We start from the raw sequence: 14,429 nt of genomic DNA on the forward strand, positions 1-14,429 counted from the left end.
GGCGCCGTTCGGCTCGTAGCGTGGGGTCCCATGACGACCCCTGCCCTGCCGTCGGCCCGGAGCCCGGAGCGGTCGGCGAGCAGTCCGGAGTTGCCGGCGCTGCTGCCGGGCATGCTGCGGGTCGACCCCGACGACGCCGACCCGGCCCGCCGCGGCCGGGTGCGCCGGTCGGTGCGCGACTGGGTCGTCGACACCCTCTGCTTCGTCATCGCGATTCTCATCGGGCTCATGACGTACGACAGCGCGATGCAGACCGACCCGCCCGAGATCGTCCAGCTGGCCGACCTCGTCGTGGGCGCGCTCGCCTGTCTGTCGCTGTGGTGGCGGCGACGGTGGCCCGTGCAGCTCGCCGTCGTGGTCGCGCTGCTGGCGATCGGGGTGTCGTCGGCCGCGGGCGCCGGGGTCGTCCTGCTGTTCACCGTCGCCGTGCACCGGCGGTGGGCCGTCGCCGCGGCGGTGGCGGCGGTCAACTTCGGCACGGCGCTGGCGTTCTACGCCGTCTACCCCGACCCGGTCCTGGCCTTCCGCTGGACGGTCCTGCTGTCCGCGTCGGTCGTCGCCGCCGTCACACTGTGGGGCATGCTGGTGCGCTCGCGCCGTCAGCTGGTGCTGTCGCTGCGCGAGCGGGCGTACCAGGCCGAGGCCGAGGCGGCGCTGCGGGTCGAGCGGGCCCGGCACCTCGAGCGCGAGCGCATCGCTCGCGAGATGCACGACGTCCTCGCGCACCGGATCTCGCTGCTCAGCGTGCACGCGGGCGCGCTGGAGTACCGTCCGGACGCACCGCGGGCCGACGTCGCGAACGCCGCGGGGGTCATCCGGGCCAGCGCGCACCAGGCGCTGCAGGACCTGCGCGAGATCATCGGCGTGCTGCGGGCGCCGTCGTCCGACGACGACCCCGACCGGCCGCAGCCCACGCTCGCGCAGCTGCCGGCGCTGGTCGAGGAGTCGCGGCAGGCCGGCATGCGGGTCAGCGTCGTCGACCAGCTCAACGCCGACGGCGCCGAGCCGCCGCCCGCCATCGCCCGCTGCGCCTACCGCGTCGTGCAGGAGGCGCTCACGAACGTGCGCAAGCACGCCCGCGGCACGGGCGTCTGCGTCACGCTGACCGGCGGCCCCGGCGGCGGACTGGCCGTCGAGGTGCGCAACCGGATGCCCGTCGGATCGGACGCGCGGGCCACCACCTCCGAGATCCCGGGCACCGGGACGGGGCTCATCGGACTGGCCGAACGGGTCGAGCTGGCGGGCGGGATGCTGGAGCACGGAATCACCCGTGACGGCGACTTCCGCGTGCACGCCTGGCTACCGTGGCCGGCATGACGTCCGATCCGCAGCCGGTGGTCACCAGAGTCCTCATCGTCGACGACGACGCGCTCGTCCGCGCGGGCCTGTCGATGATGCTCGCCGGGGTGCCCGACCTCGAGATCGTCGGCGAGGCGGCCGACGGCGCCGACGTGCCGGCCATGGTCGAGTCGGCGCGGCCGGACGTCGTGCTCATGGACATCCGCATGCCCAAGGTCGACGGCCTGGCGGCGACGGAGACGCTGCGGCGGCGCACCGACCCGCCCGAGATCGTCATCCTCACCACGTTCGACACCGACGACCACGTCCTGCGCGCGCTGCGGGCCGGCGCGACCGGGTTCCTGCTCAAGGACACCCCGCCCGCCGATATCGTGGCGGCGGTGCGGCGCGCGGCGGCGGGCGAGCCGATCCTGTCGCCGTCGGTCACCCGCCAGCTCATCGCGCACGTGTCCGACGGCGACGACGGCGGCCGCTCCCGTCAGGCGCGGGGACAGCTCGCCGACCTGTCCGAGCGCGAGCTCGAGGTGGCGGTCGCGATCGCCCACGGCAAGTCCAACGCCGAGATCAGCACCGAGCTGTACATGAGCGTCGCGACGGTGAAGGCGCACGTCTCGCGGGTGCTGACGAAGCTCGGTCTCAACAACCGGGTCCAGATCGCCCTGCTCGTCCACGACGCCGGCCTGGTCTGACGCCGTCGTCGCTCACTTCGAGGCGAGGGTGCTCCACTCCGTCGCCAGCATGGCGTACAGGTACTCGCTGGCCCAGACGCCCTTGACGAACTCGTTCTCGACCAGGTGGGCCTCGCGGCGCATGCCGAGGCGCTCCATGAGCCCGGCCGACGCGGCGTTGTCGGCGTCGCAGCGGCCGATGACCCGGCGGAAGCCGAAGGTCTCGAACGCCAGGCGCAGCATGGCCGTCGCCGCCTCGCGGGCGTAGCCGTGGCCGTGGTGCGCCGGGTGGAACGCGAACCCGAGCTCGGCGCGGCGGTGCTCGTCGCTGACGTTCTGCAGGTGCACCTCGCCGAGGAAGACGCCGTCGGTGCTGCGGACGACGGCGAGGTCGAGCACGTCGCCCTCATGCGCCGGGGCGGACTGCTGCATCCGCTTGCCCAGGCCCTCCATGGCGCGCCCGCGCGACCACGGCTCCCAGTACATGTAGCGGGCGACGTCGGGGTGCGAGTGCAGCCGGTGCAGGTCGTCGAGGTCGGCCTCGGTGAAGCGGCGCAGCGTGAGGCGGTCGGTGGTGACGGGCAGGGAGGGAGCGGGGGCCGGCATCGATCCATCCTAGGCACGGCCCACGCGGCGTCCGATTCCCGCCAGCACTCCCCCGCGGCGCGCCGCAGGCTGGACCCATGAGCAGCTACGAGTACCGGCCCATCCCCGCAGGCGTCGCCGACGGACTGCGCGCCAGGGACGACGCCGGCCAGACCCGTGGGCCGTACGTCGACGACGAGGGCGGCGCGCCACTGCGCTGCTGCCTGACCCGCAGCGCCATCGGCGAACGCATCGTCCTCGTGTCCTACGCGCCGCTGCGGCGCTGGGCCGAGGAGCACGGCGCCGACCCGCACGCCTACGACGAGGTCGGCCCGGTCTTCCTGCACGCCGACGGGTGCGACGGGCCGCGCCACGACGGTTTCCCGGCCGAGTTCGTCTCGTCGCGGCGGGTGTTCCGCGGCTACGACAAGCGCGGGCACATCGTCGGCGGCCGGCTGGTCTCCCCCGCGTCCGGCCACGCCGAGGAGGTCGCGTCGGCGGCGCTGGACGACCTGTTCGCCGACCCGGCCGTCGAGGTCGTCCACGTCCGCGCCGTCGAGTTCGGCTGCTTCTTCTCCGAGGTCCGCCGCCCGGTGTGACGGCCGTTCCTGCGGGTAAGGGCCGGGCATGACCGACACCAGCGGGTTCGACGGAGCCGATCGGCTCAGTGACGTGCGGGAAGGCATGACGGTGGTCGACGCCCTCGGCGAGGAGCTCGGCACCGTCGCCGAGGTGAAGATGGGCGACCCTGAGGCCGTCACCGCGGCGGGCCAGCAGGCCGAGCCCGGCGGCGACGACCTCCTCACCTCGGTCGTGCGGAGCATCTGGGACGCGGGCCTGCCGGAGCAGGAGGCGGCCCGGCTCAGCCGGGTCGGCTACCTGCGGGTGGACCGGACGCTCGCCCGCGACCTCTACGCCGCGGGCGACGAGGTGCACCGGGTCGACGGCGAGATGGTCCGGCTCTCCGTCCCGGCCGACCACCTCGTCCCGGGCTGACCCAGCCGACCCTATGCGGCCCGTCGACCCGGTGCGGCCTGCCTACCGCTCCTGACCGGCGACGACGGCGTCAGCCTCGGCCCGGGCGGGCTGGTCACGCTCCAGCGCGATGTGCGGCAGTATCCGGCCCAGCCACCGCGGCAGCCACCAGGCCCGCTCCCCCAGCAGGCTCATGACGGCCGGGACGATGAGGCAGCGGATGACGACGGCGTCGAGGAACACCGCGACCGCGAGGCCGAGGCCGAACTGCTGCAGCATGCGGTCCGGGCTGAGCAGGAACGCTCCGAACACGACGACCATGATCGCCGCGGCCGCGGTGATGACGCCGCCGGTGGTCGCCAGGCCCTCGCGGACGGCACGCACGGCGTTGCCGGAGCGCCGCCACTCCTCGTGCATCCGCGACACCAGGAAGACCTCGTAGTCCATGGACAGGCCGAAGACGATCGCGAAGATCATCACCGGGACGAACGCCTCGACCGGGCCGGCCGGCACCCCGAACCAGCCCTCGCCGAAGACCAGCGTCACGACGCCCAGCGACGCGCCGATGCTCAGCAGGTTGAGGATCGCGGCCTTCACCGGCACCCAGACCGACCGGAACACCGCCATGAGCAGCAGTGCGGACAGCCCGACGACGACGGCGACGAACAGCGGGAGCCGGTCGCTGACGGCGGCGGCGAAGTCCTCGGCGGCCGCCGTCGACCCGCCCACCAGGTAGATCGCGCCGGTCTGTTCCTCCAGCGGCGGCAGGACGTCGTCGCGCAGGCGGTGGACGAGGTCGCCGGTCGCGGCGTCCTGCGGGGCGGACGCCGGGAACGCGACGACCAGCGCCAGGTCGGTACCGTCCAGCGGCTGCGGCGGCACGACGCCGGCCACACCTTCGGTCGACGACAGCGTCGACGCCAGCGCCGCGCCACCGTCGGCGGCGCCGTCGGCGAGGACGATCAGCGGCCCGTTGAACCCGTCGCCGAACCCGGACGCCAGCAGGTCGTACGCCTGACGGCTGGTCGACGACGCGGACTCGTTGCCGGCGTCGGCGAAGCCCAGTCGCATGCCCAGGGCGGGAGCGGACAGCGCGAGCAGGACGGCGACGGCGGCGACCAGCGGCGGGAGGGGGTGACGGCGGACGGCGTCGGCCAGGCGCCGCCAGCGGGCACCGGGCTGCCGCTTCGACTTCTGCGCGTGGGCGAAGATCCGCTTCTCGATGCGCCGCCCGAACACCGTCAGCAGCGACGGCAGCAGCGTCAGCGACGCGAGCATGGTCACCAGGACCGTCAGCGCGACGGCCAGCGCCACGCCCTGCAGCGACCCCAGGCCCAGCGCGAACAGGCCGAGCAGCGCGATGATCACGGTGCAGCCGGCGAAGATCACCGAGCGCCCGGCGGTGTCGAGCGCGACCCGGGCCGCGGCCTGACGGTCCAGGCCGGCCAGCAGCTCCGAGCGGTACCGGGCGAACACCAGCAGCGCGTAGTCGATGCCCACGCCGATGCCGACCAGCATCATCAGCGGCGGCGTGTAGGTCGCGATCGTCACCACGTTGGACAGCAGGACGATGACGCCCAGCGTCGAGCCCACCGCGAAGAGGGCGGTGATCAGCGGCAGCGTCGCGGCCAGGAACGAGCCGAACATGAACACGAGGATCACCAGCGCTGCGAGCATGCCCGCGCCCTCGGCGGCCCCGCCCTCGGACTCCTCCGCACCCCGGACGGCGTCACCGCCCAGCTCGACCCGCAGGCCGTCGCCGTCGGCCGCCTGAGCGGTGTCGATGATCTCGCGGACGGCGTCGGCCGGCACGTCCGTAGCGGTGCCGTCCAGCGTCACCGTCGCGTAGGCGATGGTCCCGTCCGCCGACGTCGCCCCGGGCACGTCGAACGGACCGGACACGTGCACGACGTGCGGCAGCATGCTGAGGTCGGCGAGCATCGGCTCGATCCGGTCCTGCTGGGTCTCGACGCCGTCGTCGGACTGCAGCACCACCTGGACGGAGTCGCCGGCCTGCGCGGGCGCGGCGTCCGCAAGCCGGTCCGACAACTGCTGCGACTGCGTGCCCGGCAGCGAGTGCTCGTCGTGGTAGTCGTCGCCGACGGCCTGCGACAGCGCCGTGACGCCGGCCAGCACGGCCACCCACAGCCCGATGGCCAGCCAGTGATGCCGCTGCGACCAGGCGGCGAGCCGTTCCAGCCCCATGATCCGTCCTTCCTCGTCGTCCCGAGTTCGTGCCGGGTGCTCCCGACGATGACGAGGATCGGCTGACGGCGTGCTCCGGCGCGTCCAGCTGGAGTGGACACCCGGACTACATCCCGAGTCGTGGTCTCGGGGTGATCACGTACGCCTGAGGTTGTTTAGGATGACTGCCCCGTGGTCACCCCCGACGTTCCCCCGCCGCCCCGCCCGGGCCCGTTCGCGCGCCTGAGGCACTGGCACCGCACGCTCAGCCTGAGCAACCGGCTGGCGCTCTACGCGCTCGTGCTGGCGGCGGTGGGTGTCGTGACGCCGCTGGCGGCAGCGGTCCTGACGGGGTCGAGAGGCCCGGCCACCGGCCTGCTGGTCGAGCAGGACGACAACGGCTGCACCTCGGTGTGGACGGTGCCGGCCGAGAGCACCGAATTGGTCGACGACATCATCGCCAACATCGACGTCCGGCAGCTGAGCCGGTGGGAGCGCGACGGTCTCATCACCCACCGCGAGACGGTGAAGGCGCGCGTCAGCATCCGCGGCGGCGAGACGCCGATCCAGCTGCGCGACCTCACCATCACGGTGCTGAGCCGCACCGACCCCGTCACCGGTGAGCAGTCCAAGGCCCAGGGCTGCGGCGGTGAGGGCGACGAGGACGAGCCGGACTTCGTCGTCGTCGACCTCGACACCCTGCCGGTCGGCACCGCCGTCCCCGTCGACTACCTGCAGCAGAGTGACCAGCAGACGGCGGCCCGGCAGCTCGCGGACGACGAGGGCGAGCAGATCACGCTGCCCCGCACCGTCGACGCACAGGACTTCTACTCGTTCACGCTGATCGGCCGCTCGCTGGCCTACGACACCGAGTGGCAGGCCGAGATCACCTGGTGGGACGGCGAACATCTGCACACCGACCTGCTGGACAACGACGGGGCGCCGTTCCGCGTGACGGCGCCCGGCTGATGCGCGGCCACCCCGTCCGGACGGCGCTGGCCGGCATCGTCGCGATGCTGGTGGTCGCGGCGCTCCCCGCGCAGATCGACTGGGCCGACCGCCTGGGCTTCCCGGAACGGGCCGGCGACCGGCTGCGCTTCCTCACGGTGTCGCCGACGCTGCTCTACAACGAGCGGTCCGGCTGGCCGGCGTACCTCGGCGAACTGGTCTGGGCGGTGCTGTTCGCGGGCCTGCTGCTGGTCGTGGCCTGGCGGCTCGCGCAGGCGACGGCGGACGCCTGGACCCGTCCGGTGGTCGTCGCGCTGGCGCTGCCCGTGCTCGCGCCGCTGGCGAACCTGGTGGCGCTGCTCCTGGTCGACACCGTCGGGCTGACGACGGACGCGGCGGGACGGGGCGAACGGCTCGCACGGATCCTCCACGACGCCCAGAACGCGTCCGGTCACGTGGTGCTGGTCGCGCTGGCCGGGACGGTCGTGCTCCTCGCGACGCACGGCGATCGGCTCTGGCCGCGCGCACCCGACGGCACGGTGCGGGTCACCGCCGCCTCCGCGCTGACACTGGTCCGCGGCCCGGCGGGGACGGTCGGGCGGCGCGTCGGCATGGCCGTGCTCGCGACGGTCGCCGGCTATGTCGCGATGCTCGTCGTCCCGGACCTGCTGGAGGCCGTGACCGAACCGGTCGCGCGGGTGTGGTGCGCCGGCGCCGCGCCCGGCGACGGCTGCGCCCGCGGGCTGGCCCTCATCGCGGGCACCGAGCCCAGCCGGCCGGGCGACGTGCTGTTCGACCAGGGGCGGGCGCGACTGGTCCAGATCTACGCGATCCAGGCGTTCCTGCTGGTCTTCGCGCTGGCCTACTTCCAGGTGCACACCCAGCCGCTGCGCCGCCGTCCGGCGACGACGCTGCTGGCGGTCTGGTACGCGTTCACGCTCGCCGTGGTGACGCACGAGGGCGTCGTCGACGCGGCGATCGGTGTCGCGGACGAGCCGGGGCTGCCGGGCGTGCTCGGGCTGCTGCTGCCACCGTCGGGCCTGCCCGCGACACTGTTCGCCGCTCCCGCCGTCGCCGCCGGGTTCGCCGTCGTGCACGCGCTGGTGCTGCGGCTGCGCCGTCGAGGCGAGCCTCAGCCGAGCCAGCCGGGCGTCACCAGCCCGGCCTCGTAGGCGAGCACCACGAGCTGGGCGCGGTCGCGGGCGTCGAGCTTGGTGAGGATGCGGCTGACGTGGGTCTTCGCCGTCGCCGGGCTGAGGACGAGGCGGTCGGCGATCTCGTCGTTGGAGAGCCCGGCCGCGACCAGCTCGAGCACCTCGCGCTCGCGCTCGGTCAGCGCGTTGAGGCGGGCGTTCGGGACCGGTTTGGCGGCCCGGCCGGCGATCTCGGAGATCAGCCGCCGAGTGATCGACGGGGCGATCAGGGCGTCGCCGCGGGCCACGACGCGCACGGCGTGGATCAGCTCCATGGGCTCGGTGTCCTTGACGAGGAAGCCGCTGGCGCCGGCCCGCAGCGCGCCGTAGACGTAGTCGTCGAGGTCGAACGTGGTGAGGATGACGACGCGGACGCCGGCCAGCGCCGGGTCGGCGACGATCTGCCGGGTCGCCTCGAGCCCGTCCAGCTCCGGCATCCGCACGTCCATGAGGACGACCTCGGGGCGCAGCTCGCGGACCCGCGTGAGCGCCTCGGCGCCGTCGGCCGCCTCGCCCACGACGTCGAGGTCCGGCTCGCCGTCGAGGATGGACCGGAACCCGGCCCGCACCAGCCGCTGGTCGTCGGCCAGCAGCACCGTCGTCACGCCGCACCTCCGTACGGGAGCCGCGCGGTCACCCGGAAGCCGCCCTCGGGCCGGTCGGCCGCCTCGAGCGTGCCGCCGAGCGCCTCGGCCCGCGCCCGCATGCCGTCGATGCCGCTGCCGGTACCGGCGCCCGCGCGGGAGCCGGCACCTCGTCCGTCGTCGCTCACGTCCACCGTCACATCATCGCGTCCGTAGCCGACCCGGACGGCGACCCGCCCGGCACCGGCGTGCCGGGTGACGTTGGTGAGCGCCTCCTGGACGATCCGGAACGCGGCGAGGTCGAGGGTGGGCGACAGCTCGACGGGGTCGCCCTCGGTAGCGACGTCGACGGCGAGGCCGGCGGCCCGGCTGCGCTCGGCCAGCTCCGGCAGGCGGCGCAGACCGGGGACGGGCGCCGTCGGCGCCTGTTCGTCGACCTGACGGAGGACGCCGAGTGTGCCGCGCAGCTCGCGCAGCGCCTCGCGGCTGGTCTCCTTGATGGCGGCGAGCGCCTCGGCGGCGGGGCTCTCGCTGCCGCCGTCACCGCCGTTGCCGCCGTCGCGGGACAGTGCGTGCAGCGCGGCGCCGGCCTGCACGTTGATGAGCGAGATGTTGTGCCCGAGCACGTCGTGCAACTCGCGGGCGATGCGCAGGCGCTCCTCCGTGGCCCGGCGGCGCAGCGCCTCCTCGCGGCTGCGGCGCGACGTGTGCATGACCGCCCCGACGGCGACGGCGGCAACCAGCCAGCTGACCAGCAGGAACATGCCGGCGTCGCCCAGCGGGGACTCGTCGGTGCCGTACTCGCCGAACGCCGAGCCGGCGATGGCCGACCCGCCGATGACCGCGGCTGCCACCGTCCGGCCGGCCGATGCCAGCGAGTACAGCGCGATGATCAGCGTGACCAGCAGCGCGCCGTCTGGGTTGATGAGCGGGTAGTAGGCCATCGACGCGACCAGCGTGATGACGCCCACCGTCACGGGGAACCGGCGGCGGAACGCCAGGGCGCCGCAGCCGGCGACGATCAGCAGCCAGCCGGCGACCGGCACGGGCCGGAACGCGATCGGGTCGCCCGCACCGAGCACCGTCGTGAGCACCACGAACAGGCCGGTGCCGGCGGCGAGCAGCACGTCGCCGCGCGCTCCGCGCCAGAGCGGTTCCCGGCCCTCGGTCATGGAGGGCAGCTTAGATAAGGTCGGGGCTGTTCCGACGTCTTCCGCGAGGAGTCCCGACACCATGAGCACCGGCACCGGCCGCCGTTTCCCCGACGGCTTCCTCTGGGGGTCGGCGACGGCCTCGTACCAGATCGAGGGCGCGGCCAAAGAGGGCGGCCGCGGCCCGTCCATCTGGGACACGTTCTCGCACACGCCCGGTAAGACCCTGAACGGCGACACCGGCGACGTCGCCGACGACCACTACCACCGCTGGCAGGAGGACCTCGGCCACATCGCCGACCTCGGCCTCGGTGCGTACCGGTTCTCGACGGCGTGGCCGCGGGTGCAGCCGGGCGGCAGCGGCCCGGTCAACCGCGAGGGCCTCGACTTCTACTCGCGGCTGGTCGACGGCCTGCTCGAGCGCGGTGTGAAGCCGGTCCTCACGCTGTACCACTGGGACCTCCCGCAGGACCTCGAGGACGCCGGCGGCTGGGCCAACCGCGACACCGCGTACCGGTTCGCCGAGTACGCCGAGTTCATGGCCCGCGAGCTGGGCGACCGCGTCGACACCTGGACCACGCTGAACGAGCCGTGGTGCAGCGCGTACCTGGGCTACGCCTCCGGCGCGCACGCCCCGGGCCGGGCCGACGGCGCCGCAGCGTTGGCCGCCGTCCACCACCTCAACCTCGCGCACGGGCTGGGGGTGCAGGCCGTGCGGTCGGTGCTGCCGTCGGCGAAGGCGTCGATCACGCTGAACCTGCACGTGATCCGGCCGGTCGACCCGTCGTCGCCGGACGACTTGGACGCCGTCCGCCGGGTCGACGCGCTGGCCAACCGCGCGTTCACCGGACCGCTGCTGTCCGGCGCCTACCCGGCGGACCTGTTCGACGACACCGCGCACGTGACGGACTGGTCGTTCGTCCGCTCCGGTGACGAGCAGATCGCGCACCAGCCGATCGACGTGCTGGGCGTCAACTACTACTCGACGGCGCTCGCACGGCGGTGGGACGGCGCGAGCCCCCGCTCCGAGGACGACGGCCACGACGACGCGCTGGGCTCCCCCTGGGTCGGCGCCGACGACGTCGAGTTCGTCCGCCCCGAAGGCCCCTACACCGCCATGGGCTGGAACATCGACCCGAGTGGGATGACCGAGCTCCTGCTCCGGTTGCGCGACGAGTATCCCGGCCAGCCGATGATGATCACCGAGAACGGCGCGGCCTTCGCCGACACCGTCTCCCCCGACGGCGCCGTCCACGACCCGCTGCGCATCGACTACATCGCGCGCCACCTCGAGGCCGTGGGAGTGGCGATCGATCAGGGTGCGGACGTGCGCGGCTACTTCGCGTGGTCGCTGCTGGACAACTTCGAGTGGTCCTACGGCTACGACCGCCGGTTCGGGCTCATCCGGGTCGACTACGACACGCTGCAGCGGACCTGGAAGGACTCCGCCCACTGGTACCAGGGCGTGGTGGCACAGAACGCGCTCCCGGAGGACTGAGGCCGCGAACGCTCCCGCCCCGGCGCGACAAGTACCGGTAGACGACGGTGCCGGCGGTGGGAGGGTGGGTGGCCGACGACGAGGAGCTGATCGAGCGCTCCCGCCGTGACCCGCGTGCGTTCGAGCCGCTGGTCGACCGGCACGGCCCGGCGCTGCACGCGTACCTCACGCGGCGGGCCGGGCCGGCCGATGCCGACGACCTGCTGGCGCAGGTCTGGCTCGCCGCGTTTGCCGCGCGGCGCTCGTTCGACCCGGCCCGCGGCGAGGTGCGCGGCTGGCTGTTCGGCGTCGCCCGGCACACCCTGGCCGCGCACCTGCGCACCCGGTCGCGGGCCGTCGTCGCCTCGGCCGAGTCCGTGGCCGACGAATGGGACGCCGTCGACGCCCGGCTCGATGCGACCACCGTCCGGCCCGCCCTGCGCGAGGCGCTCGCCGCACTGCCCGCCGTCGAGCGCGAGCTGCTGCTGCTCGTCACCTGGGAGGAGCTCGCCCCCGCGGAGGCTGCCACGGCGCTGGGCATCCCGCCGGGCACCGCGCGCTCGCGGCTGCACCGAGCCCGGCAGCGGATGCGCGAACACCTCGGCGCCCCACCGGCAAGTACCGGGTGACGGAGGTGAGCCCGATGAGCGACGACGAGCTGAGCACCGCCGGGTCCGTGCCGCCGGTGCAGCCGGCGGCGCTGGAGCGCGCGCGGCAGGCCGTGCGGGCGGCGGCGGACGCGGAGGCGGCCGCGGAAGCGGAGGCGGCCGGACGGCGTTCGTCGCGGCGCAGGCGTCGGGCAGCCTACGGGGCGCTTGCTGCCGCCGTCGCAGCCGGCGTGACCGTCGCCGTCGTCCTGACCGGGGGCGATCCGGAACCACCCGCCCAGGCCCGCCCCGAGCCGTCGCCGGTCACGCGGACCGGCCCGCTGCCCGACGGCGGCGCCGCGAGCTGCGCGTTCGCGTACTCGCGCGAGACGCTGGCCGAGCGCGCGTTCGCCTTCGACGGGACGGTGACGGACATCGGCGCCGGGTCCGTCACCTTCGACGTGCACGAGTGGTTCCGCGGCGGCGAGGAGCCCGCGGTCACCGTGGCCATGGCCGACGGCGCCGCCCTCGCCGACGAGACGAGCGAGTGGGGGCCGGTGTACGAGGTCGGCACCCGGCTGCTGGTCAGCGGCGAACCCCGCTGGGGCGGCGGGCCGCTCGACGACCCCATCGTGTGGACGTGCGGCTTCACCCGTTACTACGACGGGACGACGGCAGCGTTCTGGCGCGACGTGCTGGGCTAGCTCGGCAGGACGACGATGACCGCGAACCACGCGGTGAACGCGAGCCAGACGAGGGCGGCGAGGGCGAGGGCCACCCGGCCGCGCGTCGTCGCCGCCGTTCGGGCTGTGAGCGCGATGCCCGCGAGCCCGGCGACCAACAGGAGGCCCAGCCACGGGACCGCCGTCGGCACGCCGACCACGAGCTGCGTGGGCAGAGTGCTCGCGGCGGACCAGATCAGCCCGCCCGCGGCCAGCAGGAGCGCCGTCCCGGCGACCGGCGCGATGCCCGCGACCAGCGTCGGGCCGCCCGTCCGGGCAGCGCTCCCCCGGGCGGCGGCGCTCCCCTGTCGCCGTCGTCGCACGCCCGCGACGACCGGCGCGAGCCAGCCGAGCAGCCAGCCCACGCACAGCAGCGCGAACACCGCCGGTGCCGCGAGCAGCAGCCAGTTGCCGTCGGCGGCCGCGAGCCCGGCCTGCGCGACCCGCGTCGTCGGGTGCAGGTCGCCGCGGCCGACGACGTCGTAGCTGGGCGTCGCGCGGTCGCACAGGCCGTCGACGTCGCGGGCGGTGTCTGCCAGCCATGCGGCGATCACGTCGCGACCGCACCGGCTGTTCAGCAGCACGGCGTGGCCGACGCCGGCGAACTCGAGGAACCGGTGGTCGGCGAGCCCGGCCGCGGCCTCCTCGGCGACCGGCGCGGGCGTGACGGGGTCCTCGCTGCCGGCCAGCACGAGCGCGGGTTGGGTGAAGCCGACCGGTTCGCGGGTCGACGGCGGCGACGGCGCCAGCCCCAGTTCTGCGCAGACGACCTCGTCGGCGACCAGCCACTCGATCAGCGGCGACGCGCGGCCGGCGCCCTCGCGGCGGTAGGCGACCTCGTCCTGGCACTGCATGACCCAGTACTGCCCGAGAGTGTGGCTGGTCAGCTCGTCGACGCCGATGTCGACCAGCGTCGTCAGGGCGCCGGCGTGCCCGTCGGCGAGCCGGTCCAGCAGGTACGGGATCACCGGCAGCAGCTCGACGTCGTAGAGGCCGGCGTGCACGAACGTCACGAGGTCGTCCCCGGTGATGCGGAACGTCACCGGCCGGCCGGTCACCGGGTTGTGCCCGTCGACCTCGACGGGTTGGGTGTCGAGCAGGTCCGTCGCCGCGAGGAGGTCGGTGTACGGGTCCGGGAAGTCGCCGCCGGAGCGCTCCCCGAGCCGGTTCAGTGACAGCTCGAGGCCCTCGTACGCCGTGGCGGCGAAGTCGCGGTCCGGGGCGCTGAACGAGTCGAGCACGACGGCGTCGACACCGGCCGGGTCGATCCGCGCGGCCTCCGCCATCACCTGCGTCGACCACGACAGCCCGTACGCCGACCACGTGTCGTAGCCGAGCGCCTCGCGCAGATCGCGCAGGTCACGGGCGGTCTCGGCGACGGTGTAGCCGCGCGGGTCGCCGCCGTCGGCCTCGAACTCGTCCAGGCAGGTGCGCATGGCGACGGCGGCCGGCTCGAACTCGACGTACGGGTCGTCGGCGGTCGTGAACGCGTCGGCCAGGGCCGCGGCCGCGCCCGAGCACTGCAGCGACGGCGTGCTCCGGGCGCCGCCGCGCTGCTCCAGCACGACGACGTCGCGGGTCTCGGCCAGCCCGAGGCCGTAGGAGAAGTACCCCGCGAGCTGCAGCGATCCGGATCCCGGGCCGCCGTTCATGAACACCAGCGGCGGCTGGGTCGGGTTCTCGGACCTGACCCGGACGTACGGCAGCTCGATGGTCCGGCTGTCCGGGTCGGCGCGGTACTCGGGGACGGTGAGGACGCCGCACTCGCCGCCGGTGGGGACCGCGACCAGGCAGTCGCTCTCGCGAGCATCGACGGCGGGGTCCGCTGCGGCTGCGGCGGCAGCTGCCGGGGCGAGGAGCAGCGCGAATGAAGCGAACACCGTCGTCGTCCGCCGCAGCCGCCTCAGCACGGGCGACAATCTAGCCGCCCGCTCTCGGCCGCTTTGCTCGGGTTGCGGGTCGGACGGGTGTTCGATAAGATCGTTTTGTTGGTTCAGCCGTCACCGGGAGCGGCAGCAGTGGGTTCCCGGGCCTCGAAGCAGGACATCACGCCAGG

General features: G+C 74.1%; 14 protein-coding genes. 9 read left to right on the forward strand and 5 right to left on the reverse strand.

From position 1 onward, the window contains the following. Positions 1-30: 30 nt before the first annotated feature. Both HD601_RS18995 and HD601_RS19000 read left to right on the forward strand, forming a co-directional pair. The gene (locus tag HD601_RS18995; protein WP_184824463.1) at positions 31-1,317 is read left to right on the forward strand and encodes a sensor histidine kinase; all 1,287 of its coding nucleotides are present in this window, start codon (positions 31-33) and stop codon (positions 1,315-1,317) included. Beyond that, positions 1,314-1,988: a response regulator gene (locus HD601_RS19000; protein ID WP_184824465.1), complete on the forward strand. Its 675-nt coding sequence runs from the start codon at positions 1,314-1,316 to the stop codon at positions 1,986-1,988. Before HD601_RS18995 ends, HD601_RS19000 begins: the two co-directional genes overlap by 4 nt. 12 nt (positions 1,989-2,000) lie before the next feature. Here HD601_RS19000 and HD601_RS19005 read toward each other — a convergent pair whose 3' ends face one another. Next, entirely contained in the window at positions 2,001-2,573 is a 573-nt protein-coding gene (locus tag HD601_RS19005; protein WP_184824467.1) for a GNAT family N-acetyltransferase, read from the reverse strand. A gap of 77 nt (positions 2,574-2,650) precedes the next feature. On the opposite strand from HD601_RS19005, the gene HD601_RS19010 reads away from it, so the two are divergent. Continuing rightward, positions 2,651-3,151 (forward strand): DUF1203 domain-containing protein, encoded by a 501-nt coding sequence (locus HD601_RS19010; RefSeq protein WP_184824469.1) that lies wholly within the window; start codon positions 2,651-2,653, stop codon positions 3,149-3,151. Between the two features lie 28 nt (positions 3,152-3,179). Further along, positions 3,180-3,548 carry a hypothetical protein gene (locus tag HD601_RS19015; RefSeq protein WP_184824470.1) on the forward strand — a complete coding sequence of 123 codons (369 nt, stop codon included), beginning with the start codon at positions 3,180-3,182 and terminating at the stop codon, positions 3,546-3,548. 42 nt (positions 3,549-3,590) lie between these two features. Here HD601_RS19015 and HD601_RS19020 read toward each other — a convergent pair whose 3' ends face one another. Then, positions 3,591-5,732 carry an MMPL family transporter gene (locus tag HD601_RS19020; RefSeq protein ID WP_184824473.1) on the reverse strand — a complete coding sequence of 714 codons (2,142 nt, stop codon included), beginning with the start codon at positions 5,730-5,732 and terminating at the stop codon, positions 3,591-3,593. A gap of 171 nt (positions 5,733-5,903) precedes the next feature. Here HD601_RS19020 and HD601_RS19025 point away from each other — a divergent pair, with 171 nt between their 5' ends. Continuing rightward, positions 5,904-6,680: a hypothetical protein gene (locus HD601_RS19025; protein WP_184824475.1), complete on the forward strand. Its 777-nt coding sequence runs from the start codon at positions 5,904-5,906 to the stop codon at positions 6,678-6,680. Then, complete coding sequence (locus HD601_RS19030; protein ID WP_184824477.1) at positions 6,680-7,831, forward strand: hypothetical protein; 1,152 nt, start codon at positions 6,680-6,682, stop codon at positions 7,829-7,831. Before HD601_RS19025 ends, HD601_RS19030 begins: the two co-directional genes overlap by 1 nt. Here the strand turns inward: HD601_RS19030 and HD601_RS19035 are convergent. Together HD601_RS19035 and HD601_RS19040 are read right to left on the reverse strand one after the other, a co-directional pair. Beyond that, positions 7,792-8,457: a response regulator gene (locus tag HD601_RS19035; protein WP_184824479.1), complete on the reverse strand. Its 666-nt coding sequence runs from the start codon at positions 8,455-8,457 to the stop codon at positions 7,792-7,794. The genes HD601_RS19030 and HD601_RS19035 overlap by 40 nt on opposite strands. Continuing rightward, positions 8,454-9,608, reverse strand: a complete 1,155-nt coding sequence (locus HD601_RS19040; RefSeq protein WP_221441107.1) for a sensor histidine kinase — start codon at positions 9,606-9,608, stop codon at positions 8,454-8,456. The genes HD601_RS19035 and HD601_RS19040 overlap by 4 nt, the downstream gene beginning before the upstream one ends. A 61-nt stretch (positions 9,609-9,669) precedes the next feature. Between HD601_RS19040 and HD601_RS19045 the strand changes: the two genes are divergently transcribed. The 3 genes from HD601_RS19045 (at position 9,670) to HD601_RS19055 (ending at position 12,355) form a co-directional block, all read left to right on the forward strand. Continuing rightward, positions 9,670-11,085, forward strand: a complete 1,416-nt coding sequence (locus HD601_RS19045; RefSeq protein ID WP_184824481.1) for a GH1 family beta-glucosidase — start codon at positions 9,670-9,672, stop codon at positions 11,083-11,085. 68 nt (positions 11,086-11,153) lie between these two features. After that, positions 11,154-11,693, forward strand: coding sequence for a sigma-70 family RNA polymerase sigma factor (locus HD601_RS19050; protein ID WP_184824483.1), 540 nt, complete (start codon positions 11,154-11,156; stop codon positions 11,691-11,693). Between the two features lie 14 nt (positions 11,694-11,707). After that, positions 11,708-12,355 (forward strand): hypothetical protein, encoded by a 648-nt coding sequence (locus tag HD601_RS19055; RefSeq protein WP_184824485.1) that lies wholly within the window; start codon positions 11,708-11,710, stop codon positions 12,353-12,355. Here HD601_RS19055 and HD601_RS19060 read toward each other — a convergent pair. Then, complete coding sequence (locus tag HD601_RS19060; protein ID WP_184824487.1) at positions 12,352-14,283, reverse strand: alpha/beta fold hydrolase; 1,932 nt, start codon at positions 14,281-14,283, stop codon at positions 12,352-12,354. The genes HD601_RS19055 and HD601_RS19060 overlap by 4 nt on opposite strands. Between the last annotated feature and the right edge of the window lie 146 nt (positions 14,284-14,429).

Source organism: Jiangella mangrovi (assembly GCF_014204975.1).
In the GTDB taxonomy this organism is placed as follows: domain Bacteria; phylum Actinomycetota; class Actinomycetes; order Jiangellales; family Jiangellaceae; genus Jiangella; species Jiangella mangrovi.